This window comes from Methylobacterium pseudosasicola (assembly GCF_900114535.1).
Lineage (GTDB): Bacteria > Pseudomonadota > Alphaproteobacteria > Rhizobiales > Beijerinckiaceae > Methylobacterium > Methylobacterium pseudosasicola.
In genome coordinates, this window is sequence record NZ_FOTK01000007.1 from 104,207 (window position 1) to 120,551 (window position 16,345).

Consider the following 16,345-nt stretch of genomic DNA (forward strand, 5'->3'; position numbering starts at 1 on the left):
GTTGCTTCGACCTTGCTTGCACCGGCGGCCCATGAACAAAATCGACACCGGCATCGGAATCAGCCGCCGCTATCTCCATGACGAGGTGGCGGACCGGATGCGGGAACTGATCCGCACCGGCGAGATGGAGCCCAAGGCCCGCATCAACGAAGGCGAGCTGACCGAACGCTTCGGGATCTCGCGCACGCCCCTGCGCGAGGCGATCAAGATCCTGGCGACGGAGGGCCTGCTCGAACTGCTCCCGAACCGCGGCGCGCGGGTCGCCAGCATTTCCGAGGCCGAACTCGAGGAAATGCTGGAGGTGATCGCCGGGCTCGAAGCCACCGCCGGCGATCTCGCCTGCCGGACGATCTCGGAGGCCGAGATCGACGCGATCGAGGTCGATCACCGGGCGATGGTCGCGGCCTGGAAGGCCGGCGACGAGGCCGGGTATTTCAGCCACAACCGGCAGATCCACGAAGGCATCATGGCGGCGAGCCGCAACGGCATCCTGGCCAACATCTACGAGAGCCTGTCGGGCCGGATCCAGCGGTCGCGCTATTCCGCCCGGCAGACCCCGGACCAATGGGCCCGGGCCGTGTCGGAGCACGAGCACATGATCGTGCTGCTGCGCGCCCGGGACGGGGCCGCCCTCGCCACCCTGATGCGCGAGCACATCCGCGGGAAAAAGACCGTGATCGCAGCCAATTACGGGGTCGCCGAAGCGGGCTGAGCCGTCATCTCGAACCAGAACGAGGCGCCCGGCGTGCCGGAATCGTTCGGGTAGAGGAACGGGATGTCGGGGCCCGGCCCGCGCGCGGCGAAGACTGTCTTGACCCGGGCGCTCATCGCCGGATCCTGGCAGAGATACATCACCGGGACGGTCACGCGGAACGGCGGAGCGCCGCACATCAGCATCGCGGCCAGTAGATACTGCTCGTTGTAGAGCCGGCAGTTCCACGCGGCGGGGTAATCGTCCGGGATGAAGATGTCGTGGATCTGCACGATCACCCCGGGCGCGAGCCGCGGCATCACTTCGAAGAAAAAGACCGTCACGTCGGAATTGGCAAAAGATCGGTGCGATCCGTCGAAGAAGACGATGTCGCCTGCCCGCAACTCTTCGAAGAGTTTCAGGTCGCAGCCTTCGAGTGGACTGCGAAGAGTCCAGTCGCAGAGCGCGTCGATCTCCCGTCGGGGCATCGGGTCGATCGAGGTGATCGTCGTCGGCAGATTCAGGGCGTCGATCGTGTAGCGGGCAAAGCAGGTCGAGCAGCCGGAGCCGATCTCCAGGTAGCGAGCCGGCCGCTTCCAGGCCAGCATGGTCATCAGTGCGGCGGCGTCGAGGGCGGTGAACCACGTGTTGTTCCAGTGCGGCGTCACCGGGTCGGCGGTGGCCGGTTCGTGCGGCACGCTGTGCAGCAGATCGGCCTGGTCTTCCAGCGCGGCGAGGAAGGAGTCGTAGGCGGCATTTTCCCGGGCCAGGACCGAGCGGAGATGACCGTGCGGCGCGCTGCCCGGCGTCCAGCGGGAGGCCGGCACCACCGGGTGGTAATCGTGGACCGTATGGCTCCAGCGGAACGGTTCGGTGCTCGCCCGGAAGATGTCGACCCCCGCACGGCGTCCCGCGCTTCTCACGATGTCCTTCAGCATGGCCGTCCTCGCTTCCTGCGGACGACAATGCTGATGACGCAACTTCTAGTCGAGTCAGATCGCAGGGCTACGCAATCGTCGCGGGGATTGCGGTTAAGCCGCGCTTTCGATCGGGTCAGGCGGCATTCGGTGCCCGAAGGCCGGCCACGAGGTCGGTGAAACGGTCACCCTGGACGATGACGTGGCTGCGCAGGGCTTCGGCGGCGCCGGCCTCGTCGCCAGCCACGATCGCGGCGACGATCGCCTCGTGCTCGGCCAGCGATTGCGGCACCCGCTGCCGGACGCGCAATTGCAACCTGCGGTAGGGTGCCAGCCGTCGATGCAGCGACAGAGCCTGCTCGGCCAGGAAGGCGTTGCGGCTCGCCCGGTAGACCACTGTGTGGAACACGTAATTCTCGGCGTAGTAGCCCTCCGGATCCTCAAGGGTCATGGCCGCCTTGCAGCCTGCGAGCGCGGTCTGGAGCGCCTCGGCATCCTCCGGGACCAAACGGCGAGCGGCGAGCCGGCCGCAGGCGGCTTCCATCTCCGCCATGGCCTCGAACATGGCGAGCAGCAGGTGCGGCTCCGGCGCGCTGACGATGGCCCCGCGCCGGGGCTTCGTCTGCACCAGGCCGGTTGCGGCCAGCTGCAGCAGCGCCTCCCGGATCGGCGTGCGCGAAACCCCGAAGCGCGCCGCGAGCTGGTTCTCGTCAAGACGTGAGCCGAGGGCGAGCTCGCCCGAGACGATCTCGTCCTCGATCCGCTGCCGCAGACGCTGGGCGTGACTCATGCCTCCATCCCTCCGCGCCGACAGATCGACGCTGCATCCGCCCGATTCCTGGCTCGCTGCCGGGCTTGATGCCAATCACATATGCTTCACCGTTGACAAAATATACAAGACAGTTTTTCTTGCATACAAGCGCTGTTGATCAGTATTGCGGCGCACAAAATGAACGCCGCTTCTATTGCGGCGCGGGAGAGAGCCATGACGCCGACACGTCGCACGCTGATCGCGGCCACCTTCGCGGCACCTGCCATCCTGAGATTCGGTCTCGGCGCCGCTCAGGCGGCTACGATCCTCAAGCTGTCGCACCAGTTCCCGGGCGGCACGATCGACGAGGGCGATTTCCGCGATCGGATGTGCCGGAAATTCGCCAAGGCGGTGGGCGAGCGCTCCAAGGGTGCCTTGGAGGTCCAGGTCTATCCTGGCTCGTCGCTGATGAAGACGAACGCCCAGTTCGGCGCCATGCGCAAGGGCGCGCTGGACATGTCGCTCTATCCAAGCCCCTACGCGGGCGGCGAGGTGGCGGAGCTCAATATCGGGCTGATGCCGGCGCTGGTGACGTCCTACGCCCAGGCCGTGGCGTGGAAGACCGCACCGGTGGGGCGCAAGCTCACCGAGATCCTGGACTCGAAGGGCATCATCCTGGTCTCTTGGGTCTGGCAATCCGGCGGCGTCGCCAGCCGCGAGCGGCCCCTGGTCGCCCCGGCCGATGCCAAGGGCATGAAGGTCCGCGGCGGGTCCCGCGAGATGGACCTGATGATGAAGCAGGCCGGCGCCGCGACGCTCTCGATCCCGTCGAACGAATCCTACGCGGCCATGCAGACCGGCGCCTGCGATGCGGTGATCACCTCCTCCACCAGCCTGATCTCATTCCGGCTGGAAGAGCTCTCGAAGGCGCTGACCTCCGGCCGCGAGCGCTCCTACTGGTTCATGCTCGAGCCGATCATGATGTCCAAGACCGTGTTCTCCGGCCTGCCGAAGGACCAGCAGGACCTGATCATGGCCGTCGGTGCCGAGCTCGAAGCCTTCGGCCAGACCGGCGCCAAGGAGGACGACACCCGCGTCGAGCAGATCTTTTCCAAGGCCGGCGCCAAGGTCTCGCAGCTCGATGAGAAGTCGCTCGGCCAGTGGCGCGAGCTCGCCCGAGAGACCGCTTGGAAGGATTATGCCGGCCGCAACGCCGGCTGCGCGGAGCTGTTGAAGCTGGCGGAGCAGGTCGCGTGAGCCACGGCTTCGACGCGGCGACCGCGATCCCGGATGCCAAAGGCACAGAAGAGCCCCGGCTTCCCGGCCTGCTCGGTCTGTTCGACCGGACGATGCGCGGCATCAACCGCGTGATCCTCGGCATCGGCGGGCTCTGCCTCGTCGGCGCCTGCCTGGTGCTGAGCCACAGCGTCGTCGTCCGCTACCTGCTGAAGGAGCCGACCGAGTGGCAGGACGAGATGGCGGTCTTCCTGATCGTCGGGGCGACCTTCTTCTCGGCGGCGGGGGTGCAGGCCAAGCGCGGCCACGTGGCGATCGAGGCACTGACCGGCCTGCTGCCGCCCGCGGTGAACCGGGTGCGGCTGCTGCTCGTGGATTGCGTCAGCCTCGCCTTCTGCGCCTTCTTCGCCTGGAAGAGCTGGACCCTCGACCACGAGGCCTGGATCGACGGCCAGACCTCGCAATCGACCTGGGGGCCGCCGCTCTGGATCCCCTACACACTGATGGCCGCCGGCATGAGCCTGCTGTGCCTGCAATTCGTCCTGCAGATCGCCGAGGCGCTGCTCTACGGGCCCCGGGCGGCCGGCTGGGCGAAGCCGAAGATCGGCATCGGCGCCGACGTCAACACGGACATGCACGGCGCGGCCGGGGTCACGCCCCGGGGCCCCGATCCGATGGGCCGGACGGTCGACGCGAGGGTGAAGTGATGGGCACGGCGGCGATCGGCTTCCTCTACGCGGGGGCCACCCTCGGGGCGATGCTCTCGGGCATCCCCATCGCGTTCGCGCTCGGCGCCGTGGCCCTGGCCTTCATGGTCGTGTTCATGCCGGGCGCCTCCCTCGATACGGTGGCGCAGAACGTCTACGAGGAGATGGCCTCCATCACCCTGCTGTCGATCCCGCTCTTCATCCTGAAGGGCGCCGCGATCGGCCGCTCCCGGGCCGGCCAGGACCTCTACTCGGCCATGCATGCCTGGATGCACCGCATCCCCGGGGGGCTCGGCATCGCCAACGTCTTCGCCTGCGCGCTGTTCGCCGCCATGGCGGGCTCGAGCCCGGCCACCTGCTCGGCGATCGGCTCGGCCGGCATCCCGGAGATGCGCAAGCGCGGCTACTCGCCGGGCTTCGCCGCCGGGATCATCGCGGCCGGCGGCACGCTCGGCATCCTGCTGCCGCCCTCGATCACGATGATCCTGTACGCGGTCGCGTCCGAGCAATCCCTCGGGCGCCTGTTCCTGGCCGGCATCGGGCCCGGGCTGCTCCTGGTCGCGTTGTTCGCCGCCTGGTCGATGTATCGGTTCCGCTCGGAATTCACCGCCGCCAAGGCGGTGCTGGAGCGCGGCGGCCCGGCCTCGCCGATCCTGGCCGACGAGCAGTACAGCATGGCCCAGCGCTTCTCGACGCTGCCGCGGGTGCTGCCCTTCGTGATCCTGCTCACCGGCGTGATGGTGGCGCTCTACGGCGGCTACGCGACCCCCTCGGAGACGGCCGGCCTCGGCGGCCTGCTGGCGCTCGGCCTGATCGCCGCGATCTACGGCGTGTGGCGGTTCCGGGACGTCAGCCCGATCCTGATCGCGACGCTGCGGGAATCGACCATGCTGATGCTGATCATCGGCATGTCGCTGCTCTACGCCTACGTGATGAGCTACCTGCATCTGTCGCAATCGGCCGCGGCCGCGATCGTGGCGATGCAGCTCTCGCCCTGGGTGCTGCTGGTGACGATCCTCGCCCTTGTGATCGTGCTCGGCTTCTTCCTGCCGCCGGTCTCGATCATCCTGATGACCGCGCCGATCATCCTGCCGCCGCTCAAGGCCGCCGGCTTCGATCTGGTGTGGTTCGGCGTGGTGATGACCATCACCATGGAGATGGGCCTGATCCACCCGCCGGTTGGCCTGAACATCTTCGTCATCAAGAACATCGCCCCCGACATCCCGCTCTCGGACATCATCTGGGGCACCCTGCCCTTCGTGATGCTGATGGCGGTGGCGATCCTGATCCTCTGCCTCGTGCCGGGTATCACCCTCTGGCTGCCCGACCTGCTACTGGCGACGACGCGCTAGGAAACGCTTCACTGCGAACAGCGGCGCCGGTAACCTTGGCTGCGTGACCGGCGCCGCCGCCCTATCTAGCGACCATGACCGACCTCCAGACCATCCAGATGCTGCACGCGGCGAACGTGATCGCCGAGGACGAGATCGACGCCAGCGTCGAGGCGTTCCTGAACGGCGCTGTCTCCGAGCCTTATCGATTCCGCAGCGGCCACCGGCTCAACCTGATCAAGGCGGTGCGCAGCCACCCCGGAGCCCAGGAATTCGTCGGCCGGGCCAATGTCGGCACCCTGTTGAAGCGGCCGTTCGTGCGGGCGGCGATTTTACAGGCGCGCCCGCTGAAGGGGTGAGTGGGCTTTTCCCACGCACGAACTCATTTTTCGAGGTCGCTGCGCAGCATCTCAGGATGTGGCGAGAGTAGGGAATGTCGGTGGGTTCGACATCCCCAATCCCGTCATTGCGAGCGCAGCGAAGCAATCCAGGGCCGCGCACGTCCTCCGAACGTGACGCCGCCCCAGCCTGCGATCCGACCTCAGCGCCCCTCGGATTTCCGCACCACCGCCCCGACGGTGTTCTTCTGGGACGGGGCCGCGGCGTTCGTCTTCGGCACGGGCTTCTTGGGCTTCTTCGTCTCGCGGTTGCCGCGCTGCTTCTCGATGCTCATGGGGCCGTTCCTCCGGACTGGGGTGGCGGCGCTCCGGCTCGACCTGAACGCGGCCGCCCGTCACAGGCGGGGATATGAGATCCGCAGTCACCGGAGCCTGTCGCCGCCGTCCGGTAATACAGCGAGCCTGCGCCCGAACGGCCGCGAAAGATAGTCTCGCGATTGGGGGCTCCACGCCGCGCGACTTTGGACGCCGGCGCAAGCTTTGCCATAATGCTGCGCCGCACCGGCGGCCATCATCGCCGGTGCCTTTGCTTCAGGGACCTGTGCATGAGCCTCGAATCCGTCCGGGCGTTCTTCGCCGAGAACGCGCCCGACATCGCGGTGATCGAGCTGGCCACCAGCACCGCGACCGTGGCGGAGGCCGCCGCCGGCCATGGGGTCGCGCCGGCGCAGATCGCCAAGACGCTCTCGATCCGCGTCGGCGACCAGGTCGCCCTGGTGGTCACCCGGGGCGATGCCCGGCTCGACAACAAGAAGGCCAAGGCCGTGTTCGGCGGCAAGGTCCGGATGCTCGATCTTTCCGAAGTCGAGGCGGCCACCGGCCATCCGGTCGGCGGGGTCTGCCCGTTCGGGCTGGTCGCGCCGCTGCCGATCTATTGCGACGTGTCGCTTAAAGCCTTCGACGAAGTCGTCCCCGCCGCCGGCAGCACGCACAGCGCCGTGCGGATCGCTCCTGACCGGATGGCGGCGCTGACCGGGGCCACTTGGGTCGATGTCTGCCAGGAGCCGGGGTGAGCCGCAGGGTCTACCGCCCGCTCCAGGCCGGCGTGCGCTTGCCCAGGAACGCTTCCATGCCCTCGCGGAAATCCTGGCTCATGTAGCAGAGCAGGATGAGGTCATCGCCGGGATGGGGGGCGCCGTCGGCCGTGGGGTCTTCCTCGGCGAGGCGGCGCAGGCCCTCCTTGGTGGCCTGCATGGTCAGCGGCGCGTGGCCGGCCAGGAGTTCGGCCAGGACGTCGACCCGCTCGGTCAGGGCCGCGCGGTCGTCCACGACCTCGCCGACCAGGCCGATGGCCAGCGCCTCCTCGGCGCCCACGAGCCGGGCGGTGAAGATGATGTCCTTGACCCGGGCCGGGCCGATCAGTCCGGAGAGGCGCTTGAGATTGCCCTGGCTGAGGCAATTGCCCAGCGTCCGGGCGATGGGGAAGCCGAACCGGGCATCGCGCGTGGCGATGCGCAGGTCGCAGGCCGCCGCGATGGCCGCGCCGCCGCCCGTGCAGGCGCCCGCGATCGCCGCGATGGTCGGCACACGCAGCCGCTCCAGGGTGCCCAGCACCTTGTCCATGAAGCGCTCGTAGCCCAGCGCGTCCTCGGCGGTTTCGAAGCCGCGGAACTGGGCGATGTCGGTGCCGGCCGCGAACGCCTTGTCGCCGGCGCCGGTGATGATTAGCGCCTTTACGGCCGGGTTGGCGGCGATCTGTTCGTAGCAAGTGATCAGCCCCTGGTACATCGCGAAGGTGAGCGCGTTGCGGGCCTGCGGCCGGTTGAGGACGATCCGGGCGATGCCGGCCTCGTCGATCGTGAACAGCAGCTCGTCGGTGGCGGGCGTGGCACTCATCGCGCATCCTCTCGGGTTCAGGCCACGGTCTCGCGGACCACGCCCCGGTCGATCAGGCCGTCGATCTCGGAGGCGGTGTAGCCGGCTTCCGCCAGGATCGCCCGGGAATGCTCGCCGAGCAACGGCGCCGGGCCGTGGACCCGGCCGGGCGTGTCCGAAAACTTCACCGGGAGGCCGAGCGTCTTCATCCGCCCGACCCGGCTGTGCTCGACCTCGACCACCATCTCCCGGGCGAGCGCCTGCGGATCCTGGTGCATGGCGTTGACGTCGAGCACGGGGCCCGCCGGGACGCCGCCGGCTTCGAGACGGGCCAGCCAGACCTCCGAGGTCGCCCCCTTGAAGACGGGCGCCAGGGTGGCGGCGAGTTCGTGGCGGTTGGCCATGCGGTCGCGATTGAGGGCGAAGCGCGGATCCTCGGCCAGCGCCTCCGCGTCGATTGCCTTGAGCATCCGCAGCCAGTTGGTCTGGTTGGCCGCTCCGATGGTGATCCAGCCGTCCGCCGTCTCGAACGCCTCGTAGGGCGCGTTCAGCGGATGGGCCGAGCCCATCGGCCCCGGGGCGATGCCGGTGGCCATGGCGATGGCCGATTGCCAATAGGTGTGGGTGATCCCGGCCTCGAACAGCGAGGTGTCGACCGCCTGGCCCTGGCCGGTCTTGAGCCGGTGGGCATAGGCCGCGAGCACGCCCATGGCGGCCAGGATCCCGGCGGTGATGTCGGTCACGGGCGGCCCGCACTTCATCGGCGGGCGGCCCGGCCCCTCCCCGGTCACCGACATGAGCCCGCTCATGCCCTGCGCCACAAGATCGAACCCGGCCCGGTCGGCATAGGGGCCGGTCCGGCCGAAGCCCGAGAGCGAGCAGTAGACCAGCGCGGGAAATTCCTGCCGCAGGGTCTCGTAGCCGATGCCCAGCCGCTCCATGGTGCCGCCGCGGTAGTTCTCGATGAGCGCGTCGGCATTCGCCAGCAAGCGGCGCAGGACCGCGACGCCGTCCGGGTTCTTCAGGTCGAGGCTGAGTCCGCGCTTGCCGCGGTTCATCATCATGTAGGCGGCGCTCTCGCCTTCGAGCGCCGGCGGGACGGTGCGGCGGGTGTCGTCGCCGTCCATCTTCTCGACCTTGATCACCTCCGCACCCATGTCGGCGAGCATCAGCCCGCAGACCGGGCCGGCCATGATGTGGGCCAGCTCGATCACCCGCATGCCGGCGAGCGGCCCAGAACGTCCCGTCAGTTCCGCCATCGTGGCGCTACTCCCCGGCCGGCACGCTCGCCACGGGGCCGACCGGCCCGGTGACGGGGTCCACGAATTCGCGCTCGGGATGCATCGTGAAGGCCAGGGCGGCGCCGAGCAGGCACAGGCCCACGGAGCCGACGAAGGGCAGCGTCCAGCTCCCGGTGAGGTCGACGGTCAGGCCGAACACGATCGGCGAAACGATCGCCGCCACCGCCGAGCCGGTATTCATCAGCCCGCTGGCGGTGCCGGCATATTTCGGCGCGATGTCCATCGGCACCGACCAGATCGGCCCGATCACCAGCTCGGCAAAGAAAAAGCCGGACGAGAGCAGCAACGCCACCAGGGTCAGGTCGCGGGTCAGGAACACGCCCGCCAGGCTCGCCGCCGCGCCCAAAAACCCGACCACGATCACCGACAGGCGGGCCAGCTTCACGTTGCCGGTGCGATGGAGGATCGAGTCGCTCAGCATGCCGCCGACCGTATCGCCGACGACGCCGGCGAAGAAGACCCCCGAGGCGAACAGGGCCGAGTTCTTGAGATCGAGGCCGTAATTCTCCTTGAAGAAGCTCGGCAGCCAGCCGAGGAACAGCCACAGCGTCCAGCCGTAGCAGAAATACGTGATCGTCACCGGCAGCATGCGCCGCGTGAGCGCTCCCCACGGCACCGATTGCTTGGCCCCGACCTTCTTGGGCGGCGGCAGGGCCTCCAGCTCGGTCTGGGTGATAGTCGGGTGGTCGGACGGGTCGTCGCGGAAATACAGGTACCAGATCACCACCCAGACGAAGCTGACGCCGCCGAGGATCACGAAGCTGGTGCGCCAGCCGAAATGGTACATCAGGAAGGCCACGATCGGCGGCGCCACCGCGTTGCCGAGCCGGGCGAAGGCGTGGGTGATGCCCTGGGCGAAGCCGCGCCGGCCGGGCGCCGTCCAGTTCTGCATCGCCCGGGTGGCGGTCGGGAAGGTCGCGCCCTCGCCGAAGCCGAGGAGCACCCGCGCCAGGAACAGGCTGATCAGGCCGCCGACGAGGCCCGTCAGGATCGTGGCCGAGGCCCAGATCATGCCGCAGACCAGCAGCGTGCGCCTTGCGCCGAACTTGTCGCCGACCGAGCCGCCGATCACCTGGAAGATCGCGTAAGGGTAGGCGAAGGCCGAGAGGATCAGACCGAAATCGGTCTTCGACATCCCGAACTCGCGGATGATCTCGGCGCCCGCGGTCGCGATGTTCACCCGGTCCAGATAGGTGATGAAATACATCACGCAGAGCAGGCCGAGCACGCCTTGGGTGGCGCTCACGCGCTTCAGCATCGACCGTTCCTCCGCTCCGATGACGCCGCGTTACGCGGTCGCCCGGCGCCTCGTCCGGGGACGGGCGCTCTTTGGTATTCGTTATTCAATCGCCTCTTGCGTCGGAAGGCAACCGTGCGTCGAAGGGATCGGTACGAATTCAATCCGCTGGTTGGAACGGGAAACGGGAGCCGCGAGGCTCCCGTTTCGGTTTCTTCAGAGTATCGACGCGTCGAAGCTCAGACCGTCGCGGGCTGCAGCTGCCCAGTCTCTGCCTCGGCGCCGAGCGCCTTGCCGCGGGGACCGACCCAGCTGCCGACCCACTTGCGCTGCCATAGCATCAGGCAGCCGAGCACCGCGGCGGTGAACACCGCGTAGCCGACGAAGCCCAGGGAGAACGAGCCGGTATACTGCTTCGAGAGGCCCATGACGTTGGGCAGGATCGCGCCGCCCAGCGCCCCGACCTCGCCGATCATCGAGCCGGCGACCGCGGTATTGCTGGGCCAGCGCAGGGGCACGAGCTGGAACAGCGCGCCGTTGCCGGCGCCGAGCGCCGCGAAGCAGAGCATGAACAGCAGCGTGGTCACCGCGAGCGAGGGCGTCGCCATCAGCGACAGGAAGGTGGCGATCGCCGCGAGCAGCACCACCGACAGGACCGCGATCCCGCCCATCCGGTCGGCGAAGTAGCCGCCGACGATGCGGATGCCCGAGCCCATGAAAGCCGCCAGCATGGTCAGCCGGCCGGCCTCCACCTTCGTCACCGAAAACTGCTCGTAGAAGAAGGTCGGCAGGAAGTTCGACAAGCCGACGAAGCCGCCGAAGGTGATCACGTAGATCAGCGAGAAGGCCCAGCCGTCCTTGGTGAACAGGCAGGAGATGTGCTCCTTGAACGACTGGTGGGCGTTGTCCGGCGGCTCCTTGGCGAGCACGATCATGACGGCGAGCGGGATCAGCATCACCACGCCCGCGAAGGCGTAGGTGGTCTGCCAGCCATAAGCCTGCGCCAGCGGCGGGGCGAACAGCACGGCGAGCACGGTTCCAGAATTGCCGGCGCCCGCAATGCCCATCGCCAGGCCCTTGTGCTCCGGCGGGAACCAGCCCGAGCCGAGGGACAGAGCCACGCCGAAGGATGCGCCGGCGATGCCGAGCAGCACGCCCATGGCGAGCACGTCGTTGTAGGACGAGACCACGAAGTATCCGTAGGCCATCGCCATCATGATCACGGTCATCTCCGTGATCGCCGCGTTCTTGCGGCCGATATACTGGGCCAGCACGCCGAGCGGGAAGCGCATCAGAGCCCCGGCCAGGATCGGCAGCGAGATCATGAAGCCGGTCTGGGCCGGGGTGAGCTTGTAGGTCTCGGTGATGAACGGCCCCATGGCGCCGTTCAGGACCCAGATGGCGAAGCAGAAATCGAAGTAGAGGAATGCCGCGAACAGCGTCGGGGGGTGACCCGACTTCATCGCCGTCTTGAAGCTGGCCATAGCTGGTGCTCGTCTTGAGAGAGGCGAACCGTCACGCGGTCGCTCATGCCGGGGATCCGGACTCACACCGTCCGCTGTTTGGAGCGCCGTTGCTCCGCCGCCGCAGCAAGCGCGGCGCAGTGGGCAATGCAGCATGCGTGCCAGCTTTTGGGGGGATCGGCGTGGTGACGAGCACGGCCTCCGATCGACGCACGCCGTCATGGCGAGCGCAGCAATGCTACCTCGGAAACGCTACGCTCCGAGATGGCGCGCTGCCCTGGGTTGCTTCGCTGCGCGCGCAATAACGATGCGGGTGGCAGCGCTTATTCCGAGACTCGATCTTATCGGGAAGAAAGATTGCCCTTCATCCGGGCAGCACTGCTTGGGAATCGGGCGCGGCCTGAAAGCGCCCCGCTCACCGGCACGAGACCACGGTGCGGACGATCCAGCCTTCCTGCGGCAGCCAGAACTTGCGGCGGGCGCGGCCGCAATCGCGGTCGGGTTGAGTGCCGGAGGTCCAGGTTCCGGCGGGCTCGGCGACCTTGGGTGGCTCCGCGGTGGCGGCCCGGCGCGCCTCCGCGGGCGGGCCGAGCACCAGGGCCACGGCCAGGATAGCGGCGCCCCGTAAAACGCTTGCGCGCACGGCCAAAACCTCTCGCCCGGCGGAGATGCCGGTCGGCGCCATCAACCCTGCGTTGAGGACTGGCGCAAGGCCATTTCGGCCGGGAACCGGGGGCCGTCCCGCACGATCGCGCGGTAGGGTGAACGGGCGGCCCGTCTGTTGAGGCACGAAGGCAACACAGGCGAAGAGAAGTACCGCTCGCATCATCAGACTTCGTCCGTAGGGGACTCGCGCAACTTGGCGATACCACGCGATCTTTGCTAAGGCCTGGGATGAGCTTGGCCCTGTATTCGTGCCGGCCTGCTCGATCGCGCGCCGCCGCACGCTTTCGGTGACGCCGCGCCATCCAGGGAAAACCGAACCATGTCCGCCCCGATCCGCCGCCTGTTCCTGGCCGGCTTCACCGTCCTCGCACTCGCCTCGACCGCCCACGCCCAGGGCCGCGGCCCAGTGGCCGAGTCCGGCATCGACGGGTTGGGCGACGACGGCCAGCTCTATCAGGACCAGAATGGCGCGCTCTACGTGCGCCGGGGCGGCCGCTACCTGCCCTATACCGGCCGGGCCCCGGTGGTCCGCGCTGCACCGCCGGCAGCCCAAGCGCCGCAGGCTGTCCCGGTGCCGCAGGCCGCTCCGGTCTACGCGCCGGAGGACGAGGACTTTGCGACGCCGCCGCGGCGGGCAGCCGGGGCGCCCCCGGCCGAGGGCCTCTCGCCGATTGAGGCCGCCAAGGCGAAGGCCGTGCTCCGCACCCCCGATGACGGGCCGATCGATTACGCCAAGGCCTACGGTCCGATCCAGGACGACGTGTTCCCGGTCCAGGCCTTCAACTACAAGAAGATGAACCCGGCCTTCCTCCGGCAGGAGATCGCCTATAACGGCCCCTACGAGCCGGGGACGATCATCGTCGACCCGCGCGCGCACCAGCTCACACTGGTCGAGACCGGCGGGCGCGCCCGGCGCTACGGCGTCGGTGTCGGCAAGCAGGGCTTTTCGTGGTCCGGGACCGCGACGGTCAATTCCAAGCAGGCCTGGCCGGATTGGTACCCGCCCAAGGAGATGATCGCCCGCAGCCCGAAACTCGCCAGTGAGGTCGACAAGCTTCAGAGTGGCCTCGGAGTCGAAGGCGGCCTGCGCAACCCGCTGGGCGCCCGCGCCATGTATCTCTGGCAGGGCAACAAGGACACGCTGTTCCGCATCCACGGCACCCTCGAGCCATTCTCCATCGGCAAGAGCGTGTCCTCGGGCTGCATCCGGATGATCAACCAGGACGCGATCGACCTGTTCAGCCGGGTCAATGTCGGCTCGAAGGTCGTCGTCCTGAACTGATTTTTTGGGATTGGGGAGCGCCGTCAGGCTACGCCGCGGCGGTGCTCACCGAGAATCCGCCGGACGGTGCCGGCTTCCGAGCGGTAGACCACCGTCTCGGTCTGGATCCGGTCGGGCCGGAACCGGACGCCGCGCAAGAGCGCGCCGTCTGTGACGCCGGTGGCGGCCACGATCACGTCGCCGCTGGCGAGATCGACCAGATCGTATTTCCGGTTGAGATCGTCGATGCCCATCTCGGCGGCCCGGCGGCGACGCTCCGGCGTGTCGAGGATCAGCCGCCCCTGCATCTGGCCGCCGATGCACCGCATGGCGGCCGCCGCCAGCACGCCCTCGGGGGCGGCGCCGGTGCCGAGATAGATGTCGATGCCGGTCTCGGCCGGGCTCGCCGTGAAGATGATGCCGGCGATGTCGCCGTCCGAGATCAGCCGCACCGCGGCGCCAGCAGCGCGGACTTCGGCGACCAGGGCAGCGTGGCGCGGCCGGTCTAGGATCAGCGCGGTGATCTGGTCGGGCTCGACGCCCTTGGCCCGGGCGAGCGCGGCGATGTTGTCGGCGGGGCTGGCATCGAGATCGACGATGCCCGGCTTGTAGCCCGGACCGATCGCGATCTTCTGCATGTAGACATCGGGAGCGGCCAGCAGCGAGCCGCGCTCGGCCATGGCCATCACCGCGATGGCACCGGGCATATCCTTGGCGCAGAGGGTCGTCCCCTCCAGCGGATCGACCGCGATGTCGACCTCCGGCCCCTCGCCGCTCCCGAGCTGCTCGCCGATGAACAGCATCGGCGCCTCGTCGCGCTCGCCCTCGCCGATCACCACGGTGCCGCGGATCGGCAGGCCGTTGAGCTCGTCGCGCATCGCATCGACTGCCGCCTGGTCGGCGGCCTTCTCGTCGCCCTTGCCGCGCAGCCGCGCCGCCGCGATGGCGGCCCGCTCCGTGACGCGGGCGAGTTCGAGGGCGAGCGTGCGCGGGACGCCACGCGGTTCGGACTTGGGGGGCACGGCCATCGCTTCCTGCCTGTGTCCGGGCCCGATCTTGAGGTCGGATCCCGGCTTGATCGTCGTCGACCGACACTGGTCAGCCTACGCTCGGCACACCGTTATCACTTATCTTGCATCAAGATTTAGGCACTGTGCCCAAACAATGCACTCTTATTCCCGTTCGATGCGAATCACCTGCGGCGGCTCGGCCAGCAATCCGTCGGCCCCGATCGCGTCGAGGGCGGCGCGGATGTTGCCCTCGGTGGCCGCGTAGGTGATCAGAACCAGCGGCACCGGCCGGCCGGACCGCCCGCGCGGATCGGTGTCGGCGCCCTCGGTCCGGCGCTGCAGGATGCTCTCCAGGGAGATCTCCCGCTCGGCCATCCGCTGGGCGACGCCCGCGGCGACGCCGGGGCGGTCGTGCACGGTGAGGCGGATGTAGTAGCCGCCCTCGTGGCGCTGCATCGCGACCCGCTCGCTGGCGCGCATCGCGGCAGCCGGCACGCCGAAGGTCGGGCGCACGATGCCGCGGGCGACGTCGGCGATGTCGGCCACCACCGCGGAGGCGGTGGCCTCGCCGCCGGCGCCGGGGCCGATCAGGGTCAGCTCGCCGACCGCGTCCGCGTCGATCGTGACCGCGTTGGTCACGCCCATCACCTGGGCGATGGCAGAGGATTTCGTCACCATCGTCGGGTGGACGCGCTGCTCGATCCCGGCCTCCGAGGCCTGGGCGACGCCGAGCAGCTTGATCCGGTAGCCGAGCTCGTCGGCCATGCGCAGGTCGAGGGGTTGCACCCGGGAGATGCCCTCTACCGACACGCCGTCGGCATCGATGGCAGTGCCGTAGGCGAGGCTCGTGAGGATCGCGAGCTTGTGGGCGGTGTCGAAACCTTCGACGTCGAAGGTCGGATCCGCCTCGGCATAGCCCAGGGCCTGCGCGTCCTTGAGGCAGGCCTCGAAGGTCAGGCCCTCGCGCTCCATGCGGCTGAGGATGTAATTGCAGGTGCCGTTGAGGATCCCGTAGACGCGGGCGACCGCGTTCCCGGGCAGGCCCTCGCGCAGGGTCTTGATCACCGGGATGCCGCCGGCCACCGCAGCCTCGTAGGCGAGCGCGACGCCGTGGGCCTCGGCGAGGGCGGCGAGAGCCGCGCCGTGCCGGGCGAGCAGGGCCTTGTTGGCGGTCACCACCGTCTTGCCGGCCTGGAGCGCAGCCTCGACCACGGCCTTGGCCGGCCCCTCGGCGCCGCCGATCAACTCGACCACGCAATCGACCTCACCCGAGCGCGCCAGAGCCACCGGATCGTCGAACCAGGTCACGCCCGCGAGATCGAGCCCGCGGTCGCGGCTCCGGTCGCGGGACGACACGGCAGCGACGCGAATGTCGAGACCCGAGGCGGTCAGAGTGTCACGGCGGCGGGCGATCATCCGGACGACGGACGCGCCGACGGTGCCGAGCCCGGCGACGCCGATGCGGTAGCTCACTGTCATGATTCCTTCCGTGCCGGGCGCCCGCATGAGGCCGGGCCCCCGATGCGGCGCATCTGTGCAAGAATTCCGGGCCGCCCGCAAG

The 16,345-nt window shown here is 68.6% G+C and carries 17 protein-coding genes; 7 read left to right on the forward strand and 10 right to left on the reverse strand.

What is annotated here, in order from left to right; translation table 11 throughout:
- Nucleotides 1–31 precede the first annotated feature (31 nt).
- Nucleotides 32–712 carry a GntR family transcriptional regulator gene (locus tag BM228_RS09485; RefSeq protein WP_092039315.1) on the forward strand — a complete coding sequence of 227 codons (681 nt, stop codon included), beginning with the start codon at nt 32–34 and terminating at the stop codon, nt 710–712.
- On the opposite strand, the gene BM228_RS09490 is transcribed toward BM228_RS09485, so the two are convergent.
- Both BM228_RS09490 and BM228_RS09495 read right to left on the reverse strand, forming a co-directional pair.
- Nucleotides 688–1,629 carry a class I SAM-dependent methyltransferase gene (locus tag BM228_RS09490; RefSeq protein WP_092039316.1) on the reverse strand — a complete coding sequence of 314 codons (942 nt, stop codon included), beginning with the start codon at nt 1,627–1,629 and terminating at the stop codon, nt 688–690. The two genes, BM228_RS09485 and BM228_RS09490, sit on opposite strands and share 25 nt — an antisense overlap.
- A 115-nt stretch (nt 1,630–1,744) precedes the next feature.
- Nucleotides 1,745–2,398: a GntR family transcriptional regulator gene (locus tag BM228_RS09495; protein WP_092039318.1), complete on the reverse strand. Its 654-nt coding sequence runs from the start codon at nt 2,396–2,398 to the stop codon at nt 1,745–1,747.
- Nucleotides 2,399–2,593: 195 nt separating this feature from the next.
- On the opposite strand from BM228_RS09495, the gene dctP reads away from it, so the two are divergent.
- The 4 genes from dctP (at nt 2,594) to BM228_RS09515 (ending at nt 5,992) form a co-directional block, all read left to right on the forward strand.
- Nucleotides 2,594–3,616: a TRAP transporter substrate-binding protein DctP gene (gene dctP / locus BM228_RS09500; RefSeq protein WP_092039320.1), complete on the forward strand. Its 1,023-nt coding sequence runs from the start codon at nt 2,594–2,596 to the stop codon at nt 3,614–3,616.
- On the forward strand, nt 3,613–4,302 hold the full coding sequence (locus BM228_RS09505; RefSeq protein WP_092039322.1) for a TRAP transporter small permease: 690 nt from the start codon (nt 3,613–3,615) through the stop codon (nt 4,300–4,302). Before dctP ends, BM228_RS09505 begins: the two co-directional genes overlap by 4 nt.
- Nucleotides 4,302–5,654: a TRAP transporter large permease gene (locus BM228_RS09510; protein WP_092039324.1), complete on the forward strand. Its 1,353-nt coding sequence runs from the start codon at nt 4,302–4,304 to the stop codon at nt 5,652–5,654. The genes BM228_RS09505 and BM228_RS09510 overlap by 1 nt, the downstream gene beginning before the upstream one ends.
- Nucleotides 5,655–5,728: 74 nt before the next feature.
- Complete coding sequence (locus tag BM228_RS09515) at nt 5,729–5,992, forward strand: hypothetical protein (protein ID WP_092039326.1); 264 nt, start codon at nt 5,729–5,731, stop codon at nt 5,990–5,992.
- A 182-nt stretch (nt 5,993–6,174) separates the two neighbouring features.
- On the opposite strand, the gene BM228_RS35820 is transcribed toward BM228_RS09515, so the two are convergent.
- On the reverse strand, nt 6,175–6,306 hold the full coding sequence (locus BM228_RS35820; RefSeq protein WP_280142326.1) for a hypothetical protein: 132 nt from the start codon (nt 6,304–6,306) through the stop codon (nt 6,175–6,177).
- A 270-nt stretch (nt 6,307–6,576) separates the two neighbouring features.
- Between BM228_RS35820 and BM228_RS09520 the strand changes: the two genes are divergently transcribed.
- Nucleotides 6,577–7,044: a YbaK/EbsC family protein gene (locus tag BM228_RS09520; RefSeq protein WP_092039328.1), complete on the forward strand. Its 468-nt coding sequence runs from the start codon at nt 6,577–6,579 to the stop codon at nt 7,042–7,044.
- Nucleotides 7,045–7,054: 10 nt separating this feature from the next.
- On the opposite strand, the gene BM228_RS09525 is transcribed toward BM228_RS09520, so the two are convergent.
- The 5 genes from BM228_RS09525 to BM228_RS09545 form a co-directional block, all read right to left on the reverse strand.
- Entirely contained in the window at nt 7,055–7,867 is an 813-nt protein-coding gene (locus BM228_RS09525; protein ID WP_092039330.1) for an enoyl-CoA hydratase/isomerase family protein, read from the reverse strand.
- Between the two features lie 17 nt (nt 7,868–7,884).
- Nucleotides 7,885–9,105 carry a CaiB/BaiF CoA transferase family protein gene (locus tag BM228_RS09530; protein WP_092039332.1) on the reverse strand — a complete coding sequence of 407 codons (1,221 nt, stop codon included), beginning with the start codon at nt 9,103–9,105 and terminating at the stop codon, nt 7,885–7,887.
- A gap of 7 nt (nt 9,106–9,112) precedes the next feature.
- Complete coding sequence (locus tag BM228_RS09535; protein ID WP_092039334.1) at nt 9,113–10,405, reverse strand: MFS transporter; 1,293 nt, start codon at nt 10,403–10,405, stop codon at nt 9,113–9,115.
- Between the two features lie 218 nt (nt 10,406–10,623).
- Nucleotides 10,624–11,868: a nitrate/nitrite transporter gene (locus BM228_RS09540; RefSeq protein ID WP_092039336.1), complete on the reverse strand. Its 1,245-nt coding sequence runs from the start codon at nt 11,866–11,868 to the stop codon at nt 10,624–10,626.
- 394 nt (nt 11,869–12,262) lie between these two features.
- A complete protein-coding gene (locus tag BM228_RS09545; RefSeq protein WP_092039493.1) occupies nt 12,263–12,490 on the reverse strand; it encodes a hypothetical protein in 228 nt (75 codons plus the stop codon).
- 342 nt (nt 12,491–12,832) lie between these two features.
- Between BM228_RS09545 and BM228_RS09550 the strand changes: the two genes are divergently transcribed.
- Nucleotides 12,833–13,795: a L,D-transpeptidase gene (locus tag BM228_RS09550; protein ID WP_092039338.1), complete on the forward strand. Its 963-nt coding sequence runs from the start codon at nt 12,833–12,835 to the stop codon at nt 13,793–13,795.
- Between the two features lie 23 nt (nt 13,796–13,818).
- On the opposite strand, the gene glpX is transcribed toward BM228_RS09550, so the two are convergent.
- Both glpX and BM228_RS09560 read right to left on the reverse strand, forming a co-directional pair.
- The gene (gene glpX / locus BM228_RS09555) at nt 13,819–14,802 is read right to left on the reverse strand and encodes a class II fructose-bisphosphatase (RefSeq protein ID WP_092039340.1); all 984 of its coding nucleotides are present in this window, start codon (nt 14,800–14,802) and stop codon (nt 13,819–13,821) included.
- 144 nt (nt 14,803–14,946) lie between these two features.
- Nucleotides 14,947–16,263, reverse strand: a complete 1,317-nt coding sequence (locus tag BM228_RS09560) for a homoserine dehydrogenase (RefSeq protein WP_092039342.1) — start codon at nt 16,261–16,263, stop codon at nt 14,947–14,949.
- Between the last annotated feature and the right edge of the window lie 82 nt (nt 16,264–16,345).

Bases quoted from the DNA above. Each gene is read 5' to 3' on its own strand.
- BM228_RS09550 (WP_092039338.1), top strand. From the start codon at position 12,833: ATGTCCGCCCCGATCCGCCGCCTGTTCCTGGCCGGCTTCACCGTCCTC.
- BM228_RS09520 (WP_092039328.1), top strand. From the start codon at position 6,577: ATGAGCCTCGAATCCGTCCGGGCGTTCTTCGCCGAGAACGCGCCCGAC.
- BM228_RS09525 (WP_092039330.1), bottom strand. From the start codon at position 7,867: ATGAGTGCCACGCCCGCCACCGACGAGCTGCTGTTCACGATCGACGAG.
- dctP (WP_092039320.1), top strand. From the start codon at position 2,594: ATGACGCCGACACGTCGCACGCTGATCGCGGCCACCTTCGCGGCACCT.
- BM228_RS09530 (WP_092039332.1), bottom strand. From the start codon at position 9,105: ATGGCGGAACTGACGGGACGTTCTGGGCCGCTCGCCGGCATGCGGGTG.
- BM228_RS35820 (WP_280142326.1), bottom strand. From the start codon at position 6,306: ATGAGCATCGAGAAGCAGCGCGGCAACCGCGAGACGAAGAAGCCCAAG.
- BM228_RS09510 (WP_092039324.1), top strand. From the start codon at position 4,302: ATGGGCACGGCGGCGATCGGCTTCCTCTACGCGGGGGCCACCCTCGGG.
- glpX (WP_092039340.1), bottom strand. From the start codon at position 14,802: ATGGCCGTGCCCCCCAAGTCCGAACCGCGTGGCGTCCCGCGCACGCTC.
- BM228_RS09485 (WP_092039315.1), top strand. From the start codon at position 32: ATGAACAAAATCGACACCGGCATCGGAATCAGCCGCCGCTATCTCCAT.
- BM228_RS09560 (WP_092039342.1), bottom strand. From the start codon at position 16,263: ATGACAGTGAGCTACCGCATCGGCGTCGCCGGGCTCGGCACCGTCGGC.
- BM228_RS09490 (WP_092039316.1), bottom strand. From the start codon at position 1,629: ATGCTGAAGGACATCGTGAGAAGCGCGGGACGCCGTGCGGGGGTCGAC.
- BM228_RS09540 (WP_092039336.1), bottom strand. From the start codon at position 11,868: ATGGCCAGCTTCAAGACGGCGATGAAGTCGGGTCACCCCCCGACGCTG.
- BM228_RS09515 (WP_092039326.1), top strand. From the start codon at position 5,729: ATGACCGACCTCCAGACCATCCAGATGCTGCACGCGGCGAACGTGATC.
- BM228_RS09495 (WP_092039318.1), bottom strand. From the start codon at position 2,398: ATGAGTCACGCCCAGCGTCTGCGGCAGCGGATCGAGGACGAGATCGTC.
- BM228_RS09535 (WP_092039334.1), bottom strand. From the start codon at position 10,405: ATGCTGAAGCGCGTGAGCGCCACCCAAGGCGTGCTCGGCCTGCTCTGC.